This is a genomic window from Acrocarpospora catenulata, assembly GCF_018476525.1.
In the GTDB taxonomy this organism is placed as follows: Bacteria; Actinomycetota; Actinomycetes; order Streptosporangiales; family Streptosporangiaceae; genus Acrocarpospora; species Acrocarpospora catenulata.
On sequence record NZ_JAHCST010000001.1, the window covers coordinates 21,867 to 44,304 of the forward strand.

The window sequence follows — 22,438 nt, forward strand, 5'->3', positions numbered from 1 at the left end:
CTTCTCACTCTGGACGATCGCTCTCGTGAGGTGCGCCGGCCGGGGAAACGTCAAAGGACGGGCGGCGATCGATCCGACGGCGGACCGCATCGGATCCGAAGTGATAGTCGATGCGCCGGGTCGCCTCCGCCCACTCGTGCATCGATCGCACCGGCGACAAGGTCTCCACCACGAACGGGTCGCTCCATCTGGCGACCGCGCGTTCCCACAGCGTCACGGGGGCTTCGGTCAGCAGACTGCCGACGGTTCCTTCGTAGACGGGCATCGCGCGTACTTCTCCATCCGGCTCGATCTGCATCAGCGGGAATCCGTAATGCGCGATGAAATCGGGATGCATCATTAGCTTGAAGTTGTTCAGGGTCATGACCTGAACCGAGGCCGGTGCGAGGGATTGCAGGCGCTGGATGTTCTCGGCGCCGGTCATCGTTCGCATTTGTTCGTTCGTGACCAGCTCGTGATCGCTGAATCCCGTCCTGCTGGCCAAGCCGGCCGGCACTGCGGCGGCGAAATTGAGGAAGCGCAGCTGTGGGAACCGGGGGGCGATCGCGGTGCAGAACTCCTCCATCTGGTCGAAGTTGCTGCGCATGACCGCGCAGTCGATTCCGAACTCCACCGGCGGCTCACCTCGTTCGACGCGCTGACGGGAGAGTCCGTCGAGAATGGCCAGTGCGCGCATCGCCCGCTCGAAGGAGCCGCTCCGCCCGCGGATGCGGTCGTGTGTCCGGGCGTCGGCCCCGTCCACACTCACGGTGATCTTTTTGAACACCCGGGTCAGGTCGTCGGCCATCTGCGGGTCGAGTGTCCATCCGCTGGTGTAGAGGCTGACGCTGATTCCCGCCTGCGCGATGCGATCGGCGACCTCGAGAATCCCTTTGACCAGCAGCGGTTCTCCTCCGGCGAATTCCACCGCCTGCGGGCGCAGCGAGACGATCGCATCGGCGACACGCAGCATATCCCCGTGGCTCAGTTGCCGGGCGGGGCGTCGGCCCGATTCGGAGTAGCAGTGTGTGCAGCGGAGCGGGCAGGCGTAGGTGATGTCCCAGACGACATCGCTGGGGTGCTCGGCCTTGCTCATGGCGTGGTCCTTCCGGCGGCTGTTCGGCGGCTGAGCCGGCCGGTTTTCCGACAGCGACTCCAGGTGCGTGGATTCCAGCAGCAGGAAAGTGACTCAAGACCCCGTGCGGCCCCCGCCGTAATAAATTCGATCGCAATTCTTCTCGGGGATGGCGGGCGGTGGCAACGGTCGTCCAATGGCAGAAAGCTGCACGGCATTTTCCGCCCCTCTTCCCGTCGGCGCCCGGCTGTCGAGGCAGGTCCGCCCGGCGCCGGTCGACGCCGGCGCCTCCTGGTCGCGGTCGCCGAGCCGGCCGGTGGTAGCAGAATCGGACGATGCCTAACTAAAGTTCCGAGCCTGACAAATCATTTGGACGCCGCCTGGCGCGCCCGGTTTCCCCGGTGAGTAGGGGCATACTCATGCGCCGACGGCGGCCTTATGTTGCAATGAGCGCGAGGCTCTGGGACGCCAGGAGGACTTGCATGCCGGATTATCGAGCGCCAGGTGTCTATGTCGAGGAACTGACCGCCGCCGGACCCGTCCCCGGTGTCAGCACGAGCACCGCGGCCTTTGTCGGACCGGCACTGCGCGGGGCCACCGGAACCCCCATAAAGATCACGAACTGGACGCAGTTCACGGCCCAGTTCGGCGAGTACATCAACGCCCCGCGACGGTACCTGGCTCACGCGGTGCGCGGATTCTTCGACAACGGCGGCACCGTCGCGTACGTGGTGCGGGTCGGTACGGCCACTCGCGCGTCCCTGGAGCTGAAGGACCGGGGCACCCCGGCGGCCACCACCCTGGTCGTCCGCGCCCGGGACGACGGCGTGGCAGGCAACGCGATCAAGGTCGCGGTCCGGGCCACCCAGATCGTGGGCGACGCCAAGGTGCTTCAGGCGAAAGCCGACCACGCGTCCGCCCAGGGAAACGTGGTCACCCTGCCCACCGCGGAGGACGCCAGGCGGTTCCTCCCCGGTGACCTCGTCGACATCGACGGCACGGTCGCGGAGGTCGACCGGGTACGCGGCAGGGAACTCGTCCTCACCGCCCCCCTGGCCGGCAACGTCCAGGACAAACCGGTACGCACAGCCGACCTCAAGCCGGGCCAGCGGCGGTTCCGGGTCGACAAGCCGCGGGGCATCGAACGGGGCACCGTGCTCACCCTCAAGCAGGGCGGCACGGAGGAGTCGGTCGTCGTCGAGCGGGTGAACGGCGACGTGGTCGAGATCGGCGGGACGCTGGCCAACGCGTACCCCGCGCCGCCCGCGGTCACCTCGGCCGAGTTCTCGCTGGACGTCACGGGGCCGAACGGCGTCAAGACCTTCGAGAACCTGTCGATGGACCCGCGGCACAGCCGCTACTTCGCCGCGGTGGTGTCGTCCCCGCTGGTCGAGGTGGAACTGCCGGAGGAGCCCGGCGTCCACGCGGCGCCGGCCAACCTGCCGGCGGTCCTCACCGCGACTCAGCTGGCGGGCGGCGAGGCGGACCGGCTCGACGGCATCGAGACCTCCGCGTACGAGACGGCGCTGGCCGCGCTGGCGCGGGTCGACGACGTCACCATCGTCTGCGTGCCGGACGCGGTGACGCTGCCCACGGTGCAGCAGAAGGTGGTGGAACACTGCGAGAGGATGGGCGACCGGTTCGCCGTGCTCGACGCCCCCGACGCCGCCTCCCCGCTGGCGGAGGGCGGGGTGCTGGGACGCAGGGAACAGCTGACCTCCGAGCGCGGTTACGCCGCCGTCTACTACCCGTGGCTCGTGATCTCCGATCCGGCGGGCCGCGGCACGCTCGCGGTTCCCCCGTCGGGCCACCTCGCCGGGATCTACGCGCGCAGCGACGCCCAGCAAGGGGTGCACAAGGCGCCCGCCAACGAGCCGGTCGCCGGGGCGTTCGGCGTGACGCGGGTGCTGGACCTGGCCGAGCAGGGTGAGCTGAACGACGCCGGGGTGAACGTGATCCAGGCGTTCGCCGGAAGCGCGCGCCCGGTCGTGTGGGGGGCCCGGACCACCGCGCCCCGGCACGAGACGGCCTGGCGGTACGTCAACGTGCGGCGGTTGTTCCTTTTCGTGGAGGAGTCGCTCCAGGAGGGCCTGCGCTGGGCGGTCTTCCAGCCCAACGACCTGTCGCTGCGCAAACGCGTCGAGCGCACGGTGAGCGAGTTCCTCACCCGGGTGTGGACCGACGGGGCGCTGTTCGGCGCGACCGCCGCCGAGGCCTTCTACGTGAAGATCGACGACGAGAACAACCCGCCCGCGGTCCGCGACCTCGGGCGGCTGGTGGTGGATATCGGTGTCGCGCCGGTCCGGCCCGCGGAGTTCGTGGTGGTCCGGATAGGCATGTCGCAGGGCGGTTCTCAGGTGCAGGAAGGCTAGGCCGGGATGGCGCAGACAGGCGTGCGGATCGACCCGTATGTGAACTTCAACTTCCTGGTGGAGCTGGACGGCATCGCCCAGGCCAGCTTCATGGAGTGCACCGGCATCGAGTCGGTCACCGAGGTGATCGAGAACAGGGAGGGCGGTCACAACACCAGCGTCCGCAAAAGCCCCGGCAAAACCACCTACTCCGACATCACCCTCAAATGGGGGCTGACCGACTCCACCGAGTTGTGGGAGTGGCGGCAGGCGATCATCGAGGGGCGGGTGCAGCGCAAGAACGGGTCGATCGTCGTCTACGACCTGGCCAACCGGCGCGAGGTGGTGCGCTGGAACTTCATCAACGCCTGGCCGACCAAGTGGGAGGGCCCCGCGTTCAACGCCACCGGTCACGAGATCGCGGTCGAAACCCTCGTGATCGTGCACGAGGGCATCACCAGGGCGGGGTGAGCATGCCGGAGCACGGTTCGGTGTTCAGCACGGAGTACGAGTTCACGCTGCCGCTGGGCTATCTCGACGCCGAGGGCACGCTGCACCGTGAAGGGGTGATGCGGCTGGCGACCGCGGCCGACGAGATCCTGCCGATGAAGGATCCGCGGGTGCGGGCGCTGCCCGCGTACCTGATCGTGATTCTGCTCGCCAGGGTGGTGGTCCGGCTCGGCACGCTGCCCGGGGTGAACCCGGGGATCGTCGAGGGGCTGTTCTCCCAGGACCTGACCTACCTCCAGGAGCTCTACAACCGCGTCAACGGCCTGTCCCCGCCGGTGGTGGCGGTCACCTGCCCGCACTGCGCGGCCGGGTTCGAAATGGAGGCGCCCCTGCCGGGGGAATCCGCGGCTACCCCCTGGAACGGGTCTACCAGGAGGTCGCCCAACTCGGACGCCACGTCCACTGGACCCACACCGAGCTGATGAGCCTGGACCACGCCGAGCGCCGCCGCTGGTTGCGGACCGTGCTCGCCCAGGTCGAGAGGGGGTGACCGGCACTTGGACCGCGAACAGACGCTGGGGGAACGGCTGGCCGCGCAGGCGCGGGCGTTACGAGCCCGCCGGACGGTCGTACCGGGGTGGTTGAACGCGCTCGCCCCGGTGCTGGATCGGGAGGGCGCGCTCCCGGTGCCGGAGGCCAGCCCGCGCCACCGGGTGGAGGCCCGGGTGCCGCCGGTCGGGTACGAGCAGACGCCGCAGTGGCCCGGGTGGCCGGCGGCGGTCCCGGGTCCGCAGGGCGGGAGGGGCAGGCCGCTCCGGGGGGATCTGCGGGAGCGGCTGACCCCCGTGACGGGTCCCGTGGCGGACCGGGTGCGGATCCACGACGACGAGCACGCCGGCCGGATCGCGGCGGCGTACGGCGCGGACGCCGTCACCATCGGAGAAGAGATCTTCCTCGGGAGCCGTGCGTCCGCCGGGCCGGAGGATCTGGCGCTGCTCGCCCACGAGGTCTGGCATGCGACCGAGCCGGGCCGCACCGGAGGCGCCCCGCACCGGGCCACCTCGCGGGGCGCGGCCGAGGAGGAGCGGGTCGCCCTCGCCGTCGAGCACATGTTCCTCGACGGCGTGCCGGGCACGCCGTCCACGGTGTCGTACCCCGCCACCCCGGGCTGGTCTCCGCCGCCACCCACGCCGCCCGTATCGGCGACGCCGTCGCAACCCGCCGCGCCGGCCCCCGCCGCCGCGCCCGTAGCCCAGCCCATGGCCGCGCGTCCCGGCCGGCACGCCGAGACACCCACGGCCGCCCTGGACCCGGGGGCGCTGCGCGCGATGGTGCAGGAGGTCCTCCGCGGCGAACTGCGCGACCAGGCGGCCCGCCAGATCCGCGCCGACCTCGCGATCGAGCTGGAACGGGGGGCGTAGCGGTGGCGGTGCAACTCGCCAAGGCGCTGATCGTCGACACCCGTACCGGTGAGCGTGTGGCGGTCATGTACAACCCCGAGGAATACCGGGTCGAGCAGGGCAACGAGCTGGCCGAGATCGGCGTCCCCGGCCTGGCCGCCTCGCCCGTCCAGTACGTGCGCGGCCGCACCCGGACCCTGACGATGGACCTGTTCTTCGACACCTACGAGCAGCAGATCGACGTCAGGGCGTACACCAACAGGCTGGTACGGCTGCTGCACCCGGCGCCGCGCACCTTCGCCCCGCCGGTGTTGCTGTTCGTGATGGGCCGGTTCTCCTTCAGATGCGTGCTGGCCGAAGCCGACCAGCGGTTCACCATGTTCCTGCCGGACGGCACCCCGGTACGGGCCCGGGTGTCGGTCACCTTCCGCGAGTACACCGAGGTGGAGTTCCAGACGCAGCGGGGTTTCTTCGCCGGCCCGCCGACCGTGCACACCACCACCGACCGGGACACGCTGGCCGGCCTGGCCGCGACGTACCTGGGGGATCCGGCCCGCTGGCGGGAGATCGCCGACGCCAACAACCTGCTCGACCCGCTGCGCCTGCCGGCCGGCCGGCCCCTCGTCATTCCGGAGCGGTGACCGGTGGACACCTTCGCTCCCCGGGCCGACGTCAGGATCAGCGGTGTCACGCTCGCCGCGGACGTCAGCCGCCACCTGATCAGCGTCCGCTACGACAACTCGCTGGAACTGGCCGACATGTTCACCGTCGTGCTGGACAACAGCGGCAACCGGTTCACCGACTCCCCGCTCTTCGACCTCGGCAAGAACGTCGAGATCCACCTCGGCTACGGCGACCGGCTCACGCCGATGATGCTGGGCGAGATCGCCTCGATCGAGCCCGACTTCCCCGAGTCGGGCGCGCCGACCTTCACCATCCGGGGGTACGACAAGTCACACCGGCTACGGCACGAGATGCCGGACCGCCCGGCGTTCCGCTTCACCAACGACAGCGCGATCGCCGCGCAGATCGCGCTGGAGGCCGGCCTGATCCCGGTGGTCGACCCCGCCCCCTTCTCGCACACCGTGCTGCACCGGGCCTCCACCGACATGGCGCTGCTCAAGGAGCGCGCGGCCGCCAACTTCTTCGACGTGTACGTGTGGTGGGACAAGCTGTACTTCCGCTTTCCCCGCCCCCAGACGGAGGCGACGGTGCTGGAGTGGGGCGCCAACCTGTCGTCCATCAGCCCCCGGGTCACCAACTCGGGCATGGCCGGGCTCCAGGTGGTGCGCGGCTACAGCCAGGAGCTGGCGCAGAGCATCGTCGGCGTGATGAGCGCCACCGCGCTGGACCTGGACGCGATCATGGAACGGCTGGGCAGCGCCGCCCTGGGCGCGTTGACCGCGCTGGGCCGGCGGGTGGTGCGCGGCAGGCCGGTCACCACCCCGCTGGACGCGATCGCCCTGGCCAAGTCGCTCCTGCAGCAACTGCTCGAGGGCATGTACGAGGCGACGGGCACCTGCATGGGCCTGCCCGAGCTGCGGGCGGGCCGGTTCGTGGCGGTGCGCGGGGTGGGCCGGCGGTTCAGCGGCATGTACCGGCTCAAACGGGTGGTTCACACGCTGGACGCGCGCGGCTACCGCACCGAGTTCGAGGTGACCCAGAAGGCGGGGGCCCACGTGGTCCAGCTGCTGCGCAGGGCGCTCTCGGAGGACCCGCCGCCGGACCGCGGCGAGTCCCCGCAGGGTGTGGTGGTGGCGGAGGTGGTCGCCGCCGACCCCGTCCGGTACGAGGTGGCCATCCGCTTCCCCTGGTTCTCCGACATCCCGGACGTGGTGGCGGCGCCGGTCGCTACCCCGATGGCGGGGGTGGCCGCGGGCCTGTTCTGCCTGCCCGACCCTGGCGACCAGGTGCTGGTGGCGTTCGAGCACGGCGATTTCAACCGCCCGTACGTGATCGGCTCGCTGTGGAGCACCACCACCCCCAAGCCGGTGATCGCCCCGCCGGGGGTCAACACGGTACGCAAGATCAGGACCCCGGGCGGCCACAGCATCACCCTCGACGACACGCCGGGCTTGGAGAAGGTCGTCGTGGAGCACCGGATGGGCAGCTCACTCACCTTCACCCCCACCGGCGACATCGAGATCGTCGCCAACAACGTCCGGGTGAAGGTGATGGGCACGATGGATGTGAGCGGGCCGATATGAGCGTGCTGACCACGTCGAGCGCCTTCACGTGCGACCACCTGGGAGCGGCGACCCCCGCGGCGGCGCACCGCCTGACCGTCGGCGGGGCCGCCGTGCTGACCAGGGCCGACCTGCTGGCCGCCATGGTGTCCGGGTGCGCCCAGCCGGACCAGGCGGGACCGCCGGTGACCCGAAAGTGCCGGAAGGTGCTGCAGGTGAACGGCGGCGACGCGACCCGGCTGACCGTCGACGGCGTCCCGGTCCTCACCACGACGGGCTTCGCCGCGCTGACCGACGGCCAGAACGCGCAACCGGCCGTACCGCCGTTGGTGCCGCCCCCTGTGCCGCCGGCTACGCAGCTCTCCCCGCCCCTGACGGCGGACGCGAACCAGATCTGGCTGAGAGGGGCGTGAACGTGGACGGCAGGGGTGTGGCGTACCCGGTACGCGTGGACGACACCGGGGGGATCGCCGAATCCGCCGGAGTGGAGCGGATCCGGCAGTCGATCCTGGTCATCCTGGGCACCCGGCCCGGGGAGCGGATCATGCGCCCGGACTTCGGCTGCGAACTGCACAGCCTGGCCTTCGCGCCCAACACCCCATCCACCGCCAACCTGGCACGTCACTACGTCGAGTCCGCGCTGGCCAGGTGGGAACCGAGGATCGAGGTCACCGGGGTCAGCGTCGGCAACGACCTCCAGGCCGCCGCGCTGGTGATCGTCATCGCGTACCGGATCCGGGGCGTCGGCGACGAGCGGACCCTCACCCTGCCGTTCCCGCTGGAGCAGCCGTCGTGAGCGGGGACCGCGGCCGGCCGGTGCCGCCGAACCTGGACGACCGGCGCTGGGCGGACCTGGTCGAGGAGGCCACGGAGCTGATCGGCCACTACGCGCCGCAGTGGACCGACCGGAGCCCCGGCGACCCCGGCATCGCGCTGGTCGAACTTTTCGCCTGGCTCGTCGAAGGGCTCATCTACCGGCTCAACCAGGTGCCGGAGAAGAACTACGTCGCCTTCCTGAACCTGCTCGGCATCACCCGCCTGCCCGCCACCCCCGCCCGCACCCTGCTGACGTTCACCGCCCAGACCGGCCAGACCGCCCTCGTGCCCGCCGGGACCCGGGTGCAGACCATGGGCAGCGAGTCCCAGGCGCCGGTGGTCTTCCAGACCGAGGCCGAACTGCTGGCCCTCTCCGCGGGGCTGTCGATGATCGTCCGGTACGACGCGCCGCCCGCGGCCGCCGCCACCGCCGCGGACGTCACCAACACGGCGGCCGGGTACGAGCTGCGCGTTCCCGACGGCGGCACCGGCTACCTGCTGCTCGGCTTCGACCCCGCCTTCACCCAGCCCGCCGAGCGCCTGGAGCTGTACGCCGAGCCCGACCAGGCGGCGACGGGCGAAACGGCCACGGTGAGCTGGGTGTTCTCCGCCGCCGGCACCGACCCGGCGAACTGGCCGGCGCTGACCGTCGAGCGGGACACCACGCACGGCCTGACCCAGGGCGGGCAGGTCCGCCTGAAGCTGCCCGCCACCCCCCAGTGGGCCGCCGTGGACCCCGCGGGCTGGCCGTTCCCGCCGGCCGGCCCGAGTCCGGAGCCCGGCCGGGCACGCCGGTGGGTCGGGCTGAAGCTGCGCAACGAGAAGGAGCCGGACGACCCGGCACGGGACGCCCTGGTCGAGGTACGCCACCTGCTGCCGAGCACGGTCTCGGCCACCACCGCGCCGACCGCGGGCCGGGACGCGCCCGAAGTGCTCGGCACGGCCGGGCGCGCCCCCCGCCAGGTGTTCGAGTTGCGCAACCGCCCCGTGTACCGCCAGCCGGGACTCTCTCCGTACGGCCACGTCAAGGTCATGGTGGACGACGAGGTCTGGGTACTCGCCGAGGAGCGGGCGGAAGGGCGGGACAAGGCCGTCCGGCTGGACCCGGTGACCGGCGAGGTGATCTTCGGCGACGTGGGGGCCGTGCCGCCGCAGGGCGCCTCGATCACCGCCGTCTACCGGCACGTCGCCGCGGGCGCCGTGGGGAACGTGCGGCCGGGGACGGTCACCACGCTCGCCGAGGGCGTGCCGGGCATCGTCTCGGTGAGCAACCCGGTGCCGGGCGCCGGCGGCGCCGACGAGGAACCGATCGAGGAGGCCAAGACGCGGGCGCCGCTGCTGCTGCGCACCCGCGACCGGGCGATCACCGTCGAGGACTACGAGTTCCTCGCCCGCCAGGTGCCGGGCGTTCGGATCGCCCGCTGCCTGGCCCCCCGGGCACAGGACAAGGACGGCCCTGGCGGCAGGTGGCTGAAGGGTGACCCCTGGACGTTCGCTTCGATCTCCCGCGCCCCCGGACACGTGAACCTGATCGTCGTGCCCGATCTCGGCCTGGCCGACCCGCAGCCGAAACCACCGGTCTCGCTCGTCCAGGACGTGATCGCCGCCCTGGACCCGCGCCGTGAGGTGACCGCCCTGCTGCAGGTCCACGTCCCCCGCTACCTGCCGGTCGAGGTCACGGCGGAGCTGAGGATCTTCAAGCGGGCCATCGACATGCAACTGGCCGGCGGTCTCGCGGCGGAGAAGGAACGGCTCAAGGAGAGGATCGCGAAGTTCCTGCACCCGGTGCACGGGGGACCCGGCGGGCGCGGCTGGCAGGTCGGCCAGAGCCTCTACCTGCCCGACATGTACCAGGCGGTGCAGCCGGACGGCGAGATCGGCTACCTCGCCGACCTGCGGATGCGGCCGGTCCAGACGCCCCCGTACCACCCGGCGGGCGAAGCGTGGAACAACGACGTCCACCGGCCGTTCCGGCTGCCGGACACGCACGGTCCCCAGGTCCGGGTGACCGACTACGAGCTGATCTGCTTCAGCGGCGTCTGCGAGGTCACGGGGGTGGAGGAATGAGCGGCTACCTCGACCACCTGCCCGCCGTACTGCGGTCGCGGGACCTGGGCGACCTGCTGATGATCTTCGAGAAGATGCTCGACGGGATCGACGACGGTGTCGCGACGCCCGCCACCCCGCTCGCACGGCTCATCGACACCCTGCCCGACCTGTACGACCCGGCCCGCACTCGGCAGGAGTTCCTCCCCTGGCTGGCCGGGTGGCTGGGGTTCGAACTGCCGACCGGCTGGAGCGTGGCGCAGCAGCGGCGGGTCGTCGCCGGGATCATGGGCCTCCACCTGCTCCGGGGAACCCGCCAAGGCCTGGCCGAACTGCTCGGCCTGGCCGCGCCCGTCGCGGAACGGCAGCGGATCACCGTAGATTCCGGGGCCAAGGTCCTGTTCGCCCGGCCGATTCCCGACGGGCAGGCGCGGGTGCACGCCCTGCTCTCCCAAGGGCCGTACATCCGGCCGGCCCCGAACCGCACGCTCGCCTACTCCGGCCTGGTCAGCCCGCAGTGCCTGGCCCTCACCCCGGACGGTGACCTCGTCGTCGGCGACGCGGGCGGCATCGGCGGCAAGCCCGCGCCGGGCGTCTGGCGGATCACCCGGACCGGCGCCTACGCCGACCAGACCGGCGGGCCGCCCGTGCCGCGCCCGCTCGGCTCCGCCGGCTGGAACCTCACCGCGCCGGTGGCCGTCGCGATCGACCCCACACCCCCCGGCTGGAAGCTGTACGTGCTCGACGTGCAGCAGACCGGGTTACGACTGTCCCGGATCACCACGGCCAACCTGTTCCAGGAGGAAACGGTGCAGGTGCACGCCTCCGTGCGGAATGTCGTGGATGTCACGGGGGCCGTCTTCGACCGCGGGCACCTGCTCATTCTCAACAGGAGAGACAAGCGCATTGTCGACATCGACCTCGCCTCCCCGGCGGCCGAGCCGCGCACGATCCCGCTGCCCGGGCTGACCGCTCCCCGCTCGCTGATGGTCGACTCCGACGACCGCCTCATCGTCGGCGACACCCGCCCGGAGACACCGGCCGAGCTGTTCCGCGTCGACCTGACCGGCGCCGCCGCCCCGGCGCCGCTGCTCGCGGCCGTTCTCGCGGCCGGCAACCCGCTGCTCGCGCCGTACGCGGTGATCCGGGAGGATGCCCGCGTCCTGCTCGTCCTCGACGTGGGGCTCCAGCCCGACCAGGACCCCGCCCGCCCCTACCTGCGCCGTACGCTCCGCCCGGCCACCCTCTACCGGATCGACCTGCGGGTGAACCCGCCGCGGGTGACCCTGGCAGGCGAGCCCGGCGCCCTGGTCTTCCCCCGCGGCATGGTGCGGCACGAGGGCACCGTCTACCTGTGCGACGGCGGCGAGCCGCTCAGCCGCAACGAGACCGGTCCCAACGGCGTCCCCCGGCGCAACCTCCGGGCGTCCGCCAACGAACTCGCGGTGATCGTGCACTTCGTCCGCACGGGGGCGACCGTGGGGGACCAGCGTGCCGCCCTGCGGAGCATCGGCGACGCCCTGGACCGGGAACGGTCCGCGGCCGCCCTGCCCACCCTGCTCTCCGCCATCGGCACCGACTAGGAGCGCCGCATGCCCGAACGGCTGATCCGTACGAGCTACCTGGACCCGACGGTCAACCCGCCCGAGCCGCGGCAGGGCGACACCGGGCTGCACGAGAGCCGGCAGGACCAGGAGGGGTACTTCGAGCCGCTGCACCGGCTGCACGGTGCCACCCTGCACGGCTGGGGGGTGGCCTCCGGGCTCCAGGTGGCCGCCACGTTGGGACAGCCGGGGCTGCGGGTGCTGCCGGGGGCGGCGCTGGACGGGAAGGGGCGGTTGATCTCCCTGGCCGCGGGCGGTCACGCGAAACTGCCGGACGAGGAGCTGGTGCCGGTGACCGAGACCGGAGTCCGCCTGCCCACGACGGGGGTGACCGGTGAGCGGTACGTCACGATCGGCTGGGGGGAGGCGTTCGACTACACCGGGGTGGGCTCTGGCGTGTTCAACACCGAGACCACGCCCGTGTTCCGGCTGCGTGACCTCGCCTCCTACGCCTACGACGGAGAGCAGATCATCATCGCCCAGGTCACGTTCGACCAGGGCAAGGTGATCGCCCTGCGGGAGGGCCGGCAGGCCACCGGCATCTCCCTGGAACGGATCGACCTCCTGCGACCGGCCGTGACCAGGTCGGGCGCCGAATCGGTGCTCGGCCACGAGACGGCGGCCGCGCTGCGGGCGGCGCGTGACGGCGGACTGGTGCTGGACGCCCAGAAACTGGTCGTGCACCACCAGGGCGGTGTCACGCCGATGCTGTGGCTGGACGCCGCCTCCCGGCGGATGGGCGTGGGAACCGCCGAACCGGCGGCCGACCTCGACGTCCGCGGCGTCTCCGTGTTCCGCGAGGGGGTCGGCATCGCAACCACCACCCCGGAGGCGACGCTCGACGTCAACGGCACCACGGTGGTCCGCAACGGGGCGATCATGCCATCGGCCGGCAACAGCGAGTCGGCCGGCATCCTGTTCCCGCGCGACCCCGGCGGCGGCGCCGCCGACCGGGCGTACATCCGCTACTTCCCGGTCAGCGGGGAGAACACCAAACTGGTGATCGGCAATGACAACGATCCCGAGGACGCGATCGCCTTCCGCCAGGGCGATGTCGACCTGATGCTCATGGTCCGCGGCAATGTCGGCATCGGCACCGACAATCCGGTCGCCAAGCTGGAAGTGCGCCAGTGGGAGTCGGACAGCACCGCGGTGATCGGCCAGTCGTACGACTCCTTCGGCGTCATGGCGATCAGCGACCACGGTCCCGCCCTGTACGCCTCCGGCTATCCGGCCGCCCGCTTCAACGGGGACGTCCACATCACCGGGCGGCTGGTCGGCGGTTACGGCGTGTCCACGATCGACCATCCGCTTGATCCGGCGGGCCGCTACCTGAGCCACAGCGCCGTCGAGAGCGACGAGATGAAGAACGTCTACGACGGCGAGGCCGTCCTCGACGAGAACGGTACGGCCGAGATCACACTGCCGGACTGGTTCGAGGCCCTGAACGGGCGGTTCCGCTACCAGTTGACCCCGATCGGCGGCCCCGCCCCGAACCTGCACGTGGCCCGGAAGTTGTCCGGCAACAGCTTCACCGTCGCCGGGGGAGAGCCGGGCAGCGAGATCTGCTGGCTGGTGACGGGTCTCCGGCAGGACCCGCACGCGCTGGCCAATCCGCTGGTCGTGGAGAGCGACAAGGCAGGCGAGGAGCACGGCAGGTACCGGCATCCGGAAGCGTACGGCGCCGATTCCTCCCTCGGCATCATGGCGGCCGGCCCGCGGCCCGCCTTCGGGACCGCACAGGAGTGACGCATGGCCGAGAGACTTGTCCGCACGAGCTACCTGGACCCCACGGTCAATCCGCCCGAGCCGCGGCAGGGTGACACCGGGCTGCACGAGAGCCGGCAGGACCAGGAGGGGTACTTCGGGCCGCTGCACCGCATGCACGGCTCGGAGTTGCACGGCTGGGGGGTGACGTCGGGGCTGGGCGTATCGGCCACGATCGGCGCCGCCGGGTTGCGGGTGCTGCCGGGGGTGGCGCTGGACGCGCAGGGGCGGCTGCTTCCGCTGACCCCGGGCGGCCACGCCAAGCTGGGCGACGGCACGCTGGCGCCGGTGTCCGAGGGCGGGGCGGCGCTGGCCACGGCAGGGGTGGGCACGGAGGCGTACGTCACGATCGGCTGGGGGGAGACGTTCGACCACACCGGTGTGGGCGCGGGTGTGTTCAACACCGAGACCACTCCGATTCTGCGCCTGGTGCCCACCGCCGGATTCGCGCACGAGGGGGCGGAGATCGTCCTGGCCAGAGTCGCCCTCGACGCGGCCGGCCGGGTGACGGCGCTGGACCAGGGTCTCCGCCGGGTCACCGCGATCTCGGTGGACCGGGTGGAGTTCCGGCGTCCGAAAGCGGTCAGGTCCGGCGACGCTGTCACCGTCGCCCATGAGCCGTCCGCGGAGTTGCGTGCGCTGCGTGACGGCGGGCTGGTGCTGGAGGCGCAGCCGTTGGCGGTCCAGCCTCTGGGCGGCGGTGATTCGACGCTGTGGGTGGACCCCGCCTCCGGCCGGGTGGGCATCGGGACCTCCAACCCGAAGGTGCCGCTCGACGTCAACGGCGGTGCCGTGGTCCGTGACCGGCTCCGCGTCGGGCAGACACTCGGTACGGTGCCACTGCCCGACATCGATCTCGACCCCCACGTCTTCCGCCCGAAGGTCTCCGGCGGTGCCTTTGTCGTGCACACCGAGGCACTCGGCCGGGTGCACGCCATCGACGCGGGCGGCTTCGGCTTCGAGAACCCCGATGGCACGTCGAAGACCGGCAACGTGCCGCTGCTCGCGCAGTCCGACTCCACGGCGATCGGGATACTCAACGGCAGCGGGCGGCAGGCGTTCGCGATCAACATCGACGCCAACGCCGGCACCGCTGCCGGGCGCGGCGTTCCCACGTTCTACGACAAGTACGACGGCAACTGGCACCCGGCGATCAGCCTCAAGAACGGCAATGTCGGCATCGGAACCTACCACCCCGGCACGAAGCTGGAGGTGTACAGCGAAGAGCCGAACACCGCGGCGGTGTTCGCCACGTCCATCCGCAACAGCGGCGTCTACGCGCACAGCGCGGAGGGCACCGGCCTGGTGGCGAGCGGTGCGATCAGGGCCGCTCTGTTCTGGGGCAACGTCGAGGTCCAGGGAAGGCTGACCAAGAGCGATCTCCAGTTCAAGATCGACCATCCACTCGATCCGGAACGGCGGTACCTGAGCCACAGCGCCGTCGAGAGCGACGAGATGAAGAACGTCTACGACGGCGAAGTGGTCCTGGACGAGAACGGCGCGGCCGAGATCGTCCTGCCGGACTGGTTCGAGGCGCTGAACGAGCGGATCCGCTACCAGTTGACCCCCGTCGGCGGCCCCGCCCCGAACCTGCACGTGGCCCGCAAGCTGTCGGGCAACAGCTTCGCCATCGCCGGGGGAGAGCCGGGCAGCGAGGTCTGCTGGCAGGTCACCGGGGTCAGGCACGATCCGTACGCGCTGGCCAACCCGCTGTTCGTGGAGACCTCCAAGGAAGGGGAGGAGCAGGGCAGGTATCTGCATCCGGAACCGCACGGCAAGGCCGCCGACCTCGCCCTCGGCATGCTCGCGGTGGGCCGGGAACTCGCCTTCAGGACCGCACAGGAGTGACGCATGGCCGAGAGACTTGTCCGCACGAGCTACGTGGACCCCACGGTCAACCCGCCCGAGCCGCGGCAGGGTGACACCGGGCTGCACGAGAGCCGGCAGGACCAGGAGGGGTACTTCGAGCCGCTGCACCGCATGCACGGCTCGCAACTGCACGGCTGGGGGGTGGCCTCCGGGCTGGAGGTCACCGCCACGATCGGCGCGACCGGGCTGCTGGTGCTGCCGGGGGTGGCGCTGGACGCGCGGGGCCGGTTGATCCCGCTGGTCGTCGGCGGCCACGCCAAGCTGGAGCAGGAGATGCTGGTCCCGGTGACCGGAGCCGGGGTGGCGCTGGCCACGGCCGGCCGGTCCGGGGAGCATTACGTCACGATCGGCTGGGCGGAGACGTTCGACTTCACCGGGGTCGGGTCGGGCGTGTTCAACACCGAGACCACCCCCCTGCTCCGGCTGCGCGCGACCTCCGCCGTCCCCGACGACGGCGAGGAGATCATCCTGGCCTGGGTGGACCTCGACGGCGGCGCGGTGACGAACACGGCCGTGGACAACCGGCGAGCCACCGGGATCTCGGTCGACCGGATCGAACTGCTCAGTGGCTTCGACAACATGGACGCCGACCCGGGAACCCCGGTCAGCGTCCGCCACGGACGAGCCGCCCGATTGCGCGCCTTCGGCGGCGGCGCGGTGAGCCTGGAGACGCCCCAGCTCTCCGTTCGCAACGCGACGAGCTCGCCGTTCCTCACCGTGAACACGGCCACCGGCCGGCTGGGCGTGAACACCACCGCGCCGAGGGCCACCCTCGACGTGGACGGCACGACCGTACTGCGGGACAACTCCGTACCGCCGCCGTCGGCAGCAGAGGGGACGCTGCACGTGATCGGCCGCACCGTACTGCAGCCGGCCGACCCGTCGGTCCCCCAGAACACCCTGGACGTGCGGGGCTTCGCCCTGGTCCGGGGCTTTCTCGGCATCGGCAAGGCGACGCCGCCGGAGACCACCCTGGACGTGAACGGCGGCGCCTTCATCCGGGGACCGGTGGGTGTCGGACGGTCCCAGCCGCTGGCCCAGGTGCACGCCGTCGACCAGGGCGGCTTCGAGAGCGAGGACCCCCAAGGCTTCCTCAACGCCAGCAACATTCCGTTCCTCGCCCATGCCAAGAGCGACGGCCAGACGGCGTTCGGCGCGGTCAACGCCAGCGGCCGGCCGGCGTTCGCGATCAGCATCGACCACGACGCGGGCACCCCCGCCGCCCGCGGCGTACCGGCGTTCTGGGACAAGTTCAACGGCGCCTGGCACATGGCGTTCAGCATCAAGAACGGCAACCTCGCCGTCGGCCACAAGGAGCCCGCCGCGCGGCTGGACGTCCTGGGCGGACCGACGCAGAGCGACATCGCGATGCGGGTGTCGTCGGACAAGGGCGTCGGCATCCACGTGTTCAGCGAGGTCAGCGGAATCCCCCTGATCATCGGCGGCCGGAAGTGGGCGGCCTGGCTGAACGGGGACGTCGACCTCAAGGGCACGTTGTTCAAGACCAATCTCCAGTTCAAGATCGACCATCCGCTCGACCCGGCGGGCCGGTATCTCAGCCACAGCGCCGTCGAGAGCGACGAGATGAAGAACGTCTACGACGGCGAGGTCGTCCTGGACGGGAACGGCGTGGCCGAGATCGTGCTGCCGGCCTGGTTCGAGGCGCTGAACGAGCGGTTCCGCTACCAGTTGACCCCCATCGGGCGCCCCGCCCCGAACCTGCACATCGCCCGGGAGCTGTCGGGCAACAGGTTCGCGATCGCCGGAGGCGATCCCGGGACCAAGGTCTGCTGGCAGGTGACCGGGGTCAGGCACGATCCGTACGCGCTGGCCAACCCCCTGGTGGTGGAGAGCGACAAGGAGGGCGAGGAGCACGGCCGCTACCGGCACCCGGAGCCACACGGTGAGACCTCCGACCGGGCAGTCGACTACGGCATGTACCGCCAGCCATGACGAGGGAACGCGTCCGTCCGACCGCGGATGACCTCGCGCCAGAAGGGTCCGCCGAGCGGATTCTGGGCTGCCTGGAGCGGCTGGACGTCCGGCTGGCCGAGGCGGTCGCGGCGGCGCAGGCGTCGTACGGACCCGAGGCCGGGCGGGACGCCTTCCGCGGCATGCACATCGGCGCCGACGAGGTGACCCGGGTGCTGCGGCGTGCCCCCGCCGCGTCGCCGATCGGGCCGGGGACCGTCGCCGACGTCCCCGGGCTGGGCTGGCTGGCGGAGCGGTACGAACTATCGGAATTCGAGCTGAACGTGCTGCTCGTGGCGCTCGCCCCGGAGGTCGACCTACGGTACGAGCGGCTGTACGGCTACCTCCAGGACGACGTGACCCGGCGTCGGCCGACCGTGGAGCTGACGCTCAACCTGTTGTGCCGGGGCGTCGCCGAGAAGCTGCGGCGGCGATCCGACTTCGCCGCCGACGCGCCGCTGCTGCGGCACCGGCTGGTGCGGCTGGTCGCCGACCCCCACCAGGTGGAGCCGTCGCTGCTGGCCCGGTACGTCGTGCCGGACGAGCAGATCGTCGATGTGCTCCTCGACGCCTCCGGCCTGGACCACCGCCTGGCCGCCTGGTGCCGGCTGGTCCACGCCGCCGGGAACCCGGGCTGGGGCGCGGACCGGGTGGCCGAACTACGGGACCTGCTCTTCGCGGGCCAGCGGCTCTACCTGCGCGGCCCGCCCGGCTCCGGGCGCGGCCAGGTCACCCAGGCGGCCGCCGCCGGGCTGGGCAGGCCGCTCCTCCACGGCGACCTGGCGCTGGCCCCGGCCGACCCGGCGGCGTTCGACGAAGCCGTGGCGTGTTACCTGCGCGAGGCCGAACTGTACGGGGCGGTGCCCTACCTGGACCGGGCCGACACGCTCGACGGGCATCGGCGCGACCTCATGGCCCGCGCCCTGGCCGAGGCGCCAGGGCCGGTCGTGCTGGCCGGGACCACGCCGTGGCCGCCCACCCCTGCTCCGCTGGCCGTACGGACCGTGGAGTTCGCGCCACCGGAGGCGGCCGAGCGGCGCTCATGCTGGGCGTCCGCCCTGGCCGGACGGGCGGTGGCGGCCGGCGACCTCGACCTGCTGGCCGAGCGCTTCCCGCTCACCCCTCGCGCGATCATGGAGGCGGCCACGGTGGCAGGCGGCGACACGCTGGCCGAGCTGTCGGTCGCGGCACGCGGCGCGGCCGGGCACGAGCTCGCGGAGCTGGCCGACCGGATCGAGCCCCGGGCGGCCTGGGCCGACCTGGTGCTGCCCGGGGACGAGGTCGCCGCGCTGCGGGAGATCTGCGCGCGGGTGGCGGGGCAGGGCCGCGTCCTGCGCGACTGGGGGTTCGGGCGCAAGATCGCCAGGGGCACCGGCATCGGTGCGCTGCTGGCCGGCCCGCCGGGGACCGGCAAGACCATGGCCGCCGAGGTCATCGCGGGCGAGCTCCACCTGGACCTGTACCGGATCAACCTGGCCGCCGTCGTCAGCAAGTACATCGGCGAGACCGAGAAGAACCTCGACCGGATCTTCGGCGCCGCCGAGCGGGCCAACGCCATCCTCCTGTTCGACGAGGCCGACGCCCTGCTCGGCAAGCGCAGCGAGGTACGGGACGCCCACGACCGCTACGCCAACATCGAGGTGGCGTACCTGCTCCAGCGGATGGAGGCCTACCAGGGCGTGACCCTGCTCGCCACGAACATGCGGCACAACCTGGACGAAGCGTTCACCCGCCGGCTGGCGTTCACGGTCCGGTTCCCGTTCCCGGACCAGGGGAACCGCGCCCTGATCTGGCGCGGCATCTGGCCGGAGGACGTCCCGCTCGCTCCCGGCGTCGACGCCGACGCGCTGGCCGAACGCTTCGCGCTCAGTGGCGGCCACATCAAGAACATCGCCCTGGCCGCCGCGTTCCTGGCCGGGCCGGGGCCGGTGACGATGGCCCACGTGCTGCACGCGGTGCGCCGCGAGTACCAGAAGATGGGCAAGGCTCTCACCGACGACGACCTGCTCGGGGTGGGCGATGGCTGACCCGGCGGTGAAGACCGCGAAACCCGCCAAGACCGACACCGCCACCCCGGGCGGCCCGGTGGCCGAAGCCGCCAAGGCGCCGTCCGGCCCCGGCGGCGATCTGCTCGACGTCGGGCGGGCCGCCGGCAACCAGGCGGCCAATCAGGTCGCCGCCGCGCAGCAACCGGAGCCGTCCGGCGTGCTCGGCTTCCTGGCGAGTGCCGCCGTCAACCTGTTCATCCGCCAGCTCACCGGCTCCGGCCCGCAGCAGCGCATCGCCGCGGCGGCCATCCGGGGGTTCGTCTTCACCCTGGCCAAGGAAGTGTCGGCGGAGGGGGTGCGGGCGGGCCTCAAGGAACTCGCCGCGCCCAAGAACATGACGGAGTTCGCCCTGGGCTATGAGGCCGGGCTGATCCTGGGCTTCGTCAGCCCGGTCACCGACCTGTTCGGCATCGTCGTACTCGCCGAGCAGATGCAGATGATGGCGGCCCAACTGGGGCGTGCGGCCTGGGAACACCCCGAAAAGCTGATCGCCGAGGCCGGCGCCCTGAAAACCGACTTCCTCAACTTCCTGACCACCGCGCGGACGAAGCTCACTGCGGCCGAGCTGCTCAAACACATTGACGAGGTGACCGCCGCCGCGGAGAAGGCCGCGGGCACGGCGGGCAGCCGTGCCGCCCATGCCGTGGTCCTGCATTTCTCCGGCAAGGAGGACGAGCAGGCCATGCGGCCCGGCGCGGCCCCGGCCGGACCGGCAGCCCAACTTGAGCACTGGGCCACCGAAACCCGCAAGAAGCTGACCAGCACGCAGTGGTCCAGGCTCGGCTACAACGTCGGCTACGACGTCGGGTTCGTGGTGAGCAACACGCTGCTGTTCGTCTTCAGCATGGGTGCCGGGGAGGCGGTGGCCGCGATCGGCGCGAAACTGGGCCAGCTGGGCGGCCTGCTCGCCCGTGCCGGGAACACCGTCGAGAAGCTGGCCGAGGGAATCAAGGCCATCGAGGCGCTGATCGGGGCCCTGGTGAGCAAGCCCATGAAGTGGCTTGAACCGGTCATGGAGCCGTTCTTCCGGTTGCTCGAACGCCTGCGGGGCTTTCTCCGGGAACTCCTCGGCTTCGCCGAGCGGGGCGCCGCCAAGGCCGCCGTCACCGCCGTGGAAAAGGGCGCCGCCAAGGCCGCCGCCCCCAAACCGCCCGCTGCCAAGCCAACCCGCACCGCCAAGACAGAGCCTTCAGTACGCAAACGCGTCGCCACCGAGAAACCGAAGGTGCGCGTCGCCACCGAGGAGCCCGAATCGGCGGCATTGGGCGCGTTCGAACCCGAGCCTGCCGTCCCGCTCAAGAAGAGGCCCGCACTCACCGCCACGCCCCCGCCCAAGGCCGCCGCGATGACCCCACCCGAATCCGCACCCAAGACACCGATCACGACTCCGCCCAAGCCCGCAGCGGCCACCCCCAAGCCCGCGCCTTCCCCCAAAAAGGCGCCCAAGAAAGTCAGGAAGCCGGAACCCGAGACGCATACAGAAGACCTGCTGATCGAGGACGCCGAAGTGCTGGCACAGCCGGGAATGAGCAAGAAGAAACCGGTCGATGAGCTTCTGCAGGAGGCGGCCGAGGGGAGGAAGTTCGAGAATCGCCTGGCTTCACCACAGCGCCATAGCCAGGTTCCCATCTATGACAAGCGGGGGCGCCGCAACCGGCTCGACTACTACGACGACACGGCAGGCGAAATCATATCCGTCAAGAGCCTGGCCAGCGCGAACGGTCAGATCGCCTTCGTGGACGAGTTCACCATGCTGAATCACTTTCAGGAATTCGCCCTCAAGTATCCGACTGGAGCACGAGTCGTAGAGGGCAAGCTGGCCGGAAAAACCGTGACGGGCCGCTACATACTCGAAGTCCCGCCGCAGATCTATCCGATCCCGGATCGGATAATGGAGCTGGCTCGCGCAAGCCGAGTAACAATTCGCGACACAACCGGAAAGGTGTGGCAGTAGATGAACCGGCCGGCCGCGGAAGCGCCATGATCGAGCACATCGACCGCATGCTGCGGCATCTGCTGATCTCACGAGTGGACCACCTGACCGACGAGACCCAGGTGCGGTTCCAGCCGCCGGATGAGGACTGGCGGACGTTCGTCACCAACCTCTCCCGGCTGGCGCTCAACGTCTACCTGGTGGAGCTGCGGGAGAACAGACGGCTGCGTACCAACGAACGCTTCCGTACCGAGGTCGCGGGACTGGCGCTGAGCGAGCTCGCGCCGCGCCGGGTCGACCTGCACTACCTGGTCACCGCTTGGAGCCCGGCGACGCCGAACCAGGCGATCGAGCCGACCGTCGACGAACACGCACTCCTCTACCGCGTCGCCGCCGTCCTGCTCGCCGCCGAGCCACTGAAGCCGGCCGAGATCTATGGCCGCGGTTCGCTGCCTCCCGCCTTCCCTCCGCTCCTCGCGGAGGCCGAACTACCGACCAGCGTGCTCCCGGACGACGGCTTCCCCAAGTACGCCGAGTTCTGGGGCACGATGGGGGGCCGCCAGCCGTGGCGCCCCGCGATCCACCTCACCGTCACGGTGCCGGTCACCTTCGACCCCGACGAACTCGGCCCGCTGGTCACCACCCAGATGACCGGCCTCGGCCGGCCAGAAGCAGCCGACATCAGAATCGTGACCTGGATCGGCGGCACCGTGCGGGACGCGTCCGGCGCCCCGATACCCGGCGCCTGGGTACGCATCGAGACCCCGGACGGCTCTCCAGTACACACCGCGGAGACCACGTCCCAGGGCCGCTACACCGTGGACCGCCTCCCCGCCGGCCGCTACAGATGCCGGGTCCGGGCCACCGGCCTGGGCGAACGGGTACGCGAGATCGACATCCCCGGAGCCACCGACGACTACGACGTCACCTTCGACTGACCCCC

The 22,438-nt window shown here is 71.2% G+C and carries 18 protein-coding genes; 17 read left to right on the plus strand and 1 reads right to left on the minus strand.

All coding sequences use genetic code 11. The annotated features are described in order from the left end of the window. Positions 1–4: 4 nt before the first annotated feature. Positions 5–1,075, minus strand: coding sequence for a radical SAM protein (locus KIP79_RS00100; RefSeq protein WP_214102572.1), 1,071 nt, complete (start codon positions 1,073–1,075; stop codon positions 5–7). A gap of 461 nt (positions 1,076–1,536) precedes the next feature. On the opposite strand from KIP79_RS00100, the gene KIP79_RS00105 reads away from it, so the two are divergent. Genes KIP79_RS00105 through KIP79_RS00180 form a run of 17 tightly spaced genes read left to right on the plus strand, consistent with a single transcriptional unit; the run spans position 1,537 to position 22,433 of the window. After that, positions 1,537–3,426, plus strand: coding sequence for a phage tail sheath subtilisin-like domain-containing protein (locus KIP79_RS00105; RefSeq protein ID WP_214102573.1), 1,890 nt, complete (start codon positions 1,537–1,539; stop codon positions 3,424–3,426). Positions 3,427–3,432: 6 nt separating this feature from the next. Continuing rightward, positions 3,433–3,876, plus strand: coding sequence for a phage tail protein (locus KIP79_RS00110; protein WP_214102574.1), 444 nt, complete (start codon positions 3,433–3,435; stop codon positions 3,874–3,876). Positions 3,877–3,878: 2 nt separating this feature from the next. Next, positions 3,879–4,337: a hypothetical protein gene (locus KIP79_RS00115; protein WP_214102575.1), complete on the plus strand. Its 459-nt coding sequence runs from the start codon at positions 3,879–3,881 to the stop codon at positions 4,335–4,337. Continuing rightward, positions 4,271–4,405: a DUF6760 family protein gene (locus tag KIP79_RS49960; protein ID WP_372453507.1), complete on the plus strand. Its 135-nt coding sequence runs from the start codon at positions 4,271–4,273 to the stop codon at positions 4,403–4,405. Before KIP79_RS00115 ends, KIP79_RS49960 begins: the two co-directional genes overlap by 67 nt. Positions 4,406–4,412: 7 nt before the next feature. Beyond that, on the plus strand, positions 4,413–5,276 hold the full coding sequence (locus tag KIP79_RS00120; protein WP_214102576.1) for an eCIS core domain-containing protein: 864 nt from the start codon (positions 4,413–4,415) through the stop codon (positions 5,274–5,276). 2 nt (positions 5,277–5,278) lie between these two features. After that, on the plus strand, positions 5,279–5,896 hold the full coding sequence (locus KIP79_RS00125) for a CIS tube protein (RefSeq protein WP_214102577.1): 618 nt from the start codon (positions 5,279–5,281) through the stop codon (positions 5,894–5,896). Between the two features lie 3 nt (positions 5,897–5,899). After that, the gene (locus KIP79_RS49090; protein WP_214102578.1) at positions 5,900–7,462 is read left to right on the plus strand and encodes a phage baseplate assembly protein V; all 1,563 of its coding nucleotides are present in this window, start codon (positions 5,900–5,902) and stop codon (positions 7,460–7,462) included. Further along, positions 7,459–7,854: a hypothetical protein gene (locus tag KIP79_RS00135; protein ID WP_214102579.1), complete on the plus strand. Its 396-nt coding sequence runs from the start codon at positions 7,459–7,461 to the stop codon at positions 7,852–7,854. The genes KIP79_RS49090 and KIP79_RS00135 overlap by 4 nt, the downstream gene beginning before the upstream one ends. 2 nt (positions 7,855–7,856) lie before the next feature. After that, positions 7,857–8,237, plus strand: a complete 381-nt coding sequence (locus KIP79_RS48075) for a GPW/gp25 family protein (RefSeq protein WP_214102580.1) — start codon at positions 7,857–7,859, stop codon at positions 8,235–8,237. Beyond that, positions 8,234–10,324 (plus strand): putative baseplate assembly protein, encoded by a 2,091-nt coding sequence (locus tag KIP79_RS00145; protein ID WP_214102581.1) that lies wholly within the window; start codon positions 8,234–8,236, stop codon positions 10,322–10,324. The genes KIP79_RS48075 and KIP79_RS00145 overlap by 4 nt, the downstream gene beginning before the upstream one ends. Further along, entirely contained in the window at positions 10,321–11,886 is a 1,566-nt protein-coding gene (locus KIP79_RS00150; RefSeq protein WP_214102582.1) for a phage tail protein, read from the plus strand. The genes KIP79_RS00145 and KIP79_RS00150 overlap by 4 nt, the downstream gene beginning before the upstream one ends. A 9-nt stretch (positions 11,887–11,895) precedes the next feature. Further along, positions 11,896–13,656: a hypothetical protein gene (locus KIP79_RS00155; RefSeq protein ID WP_214102583.1), complete on the plus strand. Its 1,761-nt coding sequence runs from the start codon at positions 11,896–11,898 to the stop codon at positions 13,654–13,656. Positions 13,657–13,659: 3 nt separating this feature from the next. Next, the gene (locus KIP79_RS00160; protein WP_214102584.1) at positions 13,660–15,522 is read left to right on the plus strand and encodes a hypothetical protein; all 1,863 of its coding nucleotides are present in this window, start codon (positions 13,660–13,662) and stop codon (positions 15,520–15,522) included. Between the two features lie 3 nt (positions 15,523–15,525). Next, complete coding sequence (locus tag KIP79_RS00165) at positions 15,526–17,496, plus strand: hypothetical protein (RefSeq protein ID WP_214102585.1); 1,971 nt, start codon at positions 15,526–15,528, stop codon at positions 17,494–17,496. Continuing rightward, positions 17,493–19,541: an ATP-binding protein gene (locus tag KIP79_RS00170; RefSeq protein ID WP_214102586.1), complete on the plus strand. Its 2,049-nt coding sequence runs from the start codon at positions 17,493–17,495 to the stop codon at positions 19,539–19,541. Before KIP79_RS00165 ends, KIP79_RS00170 begins: the two co-directional genes overlap by 4 nt. Next, complete coding sequence (locus KIP79_RS00175; RefSeq protein ID WP_214102587.1) at positions 19,534–21,516, plus strand: hypothetical protein; 1,983 nt, start codon at positions 19,534–19,536, stop codon at positions 21,514–21,516. Before KIP79_RS00170 ends, KIP79_RS00175 begins: the two co-directional genes overlap by 8 nt. 26 nt (positions 21,517–21,542) lie before the next feature. After that, positions 21,543–22,433 (plus strand): Pvc16 family protein, encoded by an 891-nt coding sequence (locus KIP79_RS00180; RefSeq protein WP_214102588.1) that lies wholly within the window; start codon positions 21,543–21,545, stop codon positions 22,431–22,433. Positions 22,434–22,438 lie beyond the last annotated feature (5 nt).

Bases quoted from the DNA above. Each gene is read 5' to 3' on its own strand.
- KIP79_RS00100 (WP_214102572.1), bottom strand. From the start codon at position 1,075: ATGAGCAAGGCCGAGCACCCCAGCGATGTCGTCTGGGACATCACCTAC.
- KIP79_RS00105 (WP_214102573.1), top strand. From the start codon at position 1,537: ATGCCGGATTATCGAGCGCCAGGTGTCTATGTCGAGGAACTGACCGCC.
- KIP79_RS00110 (WP_214102574.1), top strand. From the start codon at position 3,433: ATGGCGCAGACAGGCGTGCGGATCGACCCGTATGTGAACTTCAACTTC.
- KIP79_RS00115 (WP_214102575.1), top strand. From the start codon at position 3,879: ATGCCGGAGCACGGTTCGGTGTTCAGCACGGAGTACGAGTTCACGCTG.
- KIP79_RS00135 (WP_214102579.1), top strand. From the start codon at position 7,459: ATGAGCGTGCTGACCACGTCGAGCGCCTTCACGTGCGACCACCTGGGA.
- KIP79_RS00150 (WP_214102582.1), top strand. From the start codon at position 10,321: ATGAGCGGCTACCTCGACCACCTGCCCGCCGTACTGCGGTCGCGGGAC.
- KIP79_RS00155 (WP_214102583.1), top strand. From the start codon at position 11,896: ATGCCCGAACGGCTGATCCGTACGAGCTACCTGGACCCGACGGTCAAC.
- KIP79_RS00160 (WP_214102584.1), top strand. From the start codon at position 13,660: ATGGCCGAGAGACTTGTCCGCACGAGCTACCTGGACCCCACGGTCAAT.
- KIP79_RS00165 (WP_214102585.1), top strand. From the start codon at position 15,526: ATGGCCGAGAGACTTGTCCGCACGAGCTACGTGGACCCCACGGTCAAC.
- KIP79_RS00170 (WP_214102586.1), top strand. From the start codon at position 17,493: ATGACGAGGGAACGCGTCCGTCCGACCGCGGATGACCTCGCGCCAGAA.
- KIP79_RS00175 (WP_214102587.1), top strand. From the start codon at position 19,534: ATGGCTGACCCGGCGGTGAAGACCGCGAAACCCGCCAAGACCGACACC.
- KIP79_RS00180 (WP_214102588.1), top strand. From the start codon at position 21,543: ATGATCGAGCACATCGACCGCATGCTGCGGCATCTGCTGATCTCACGA.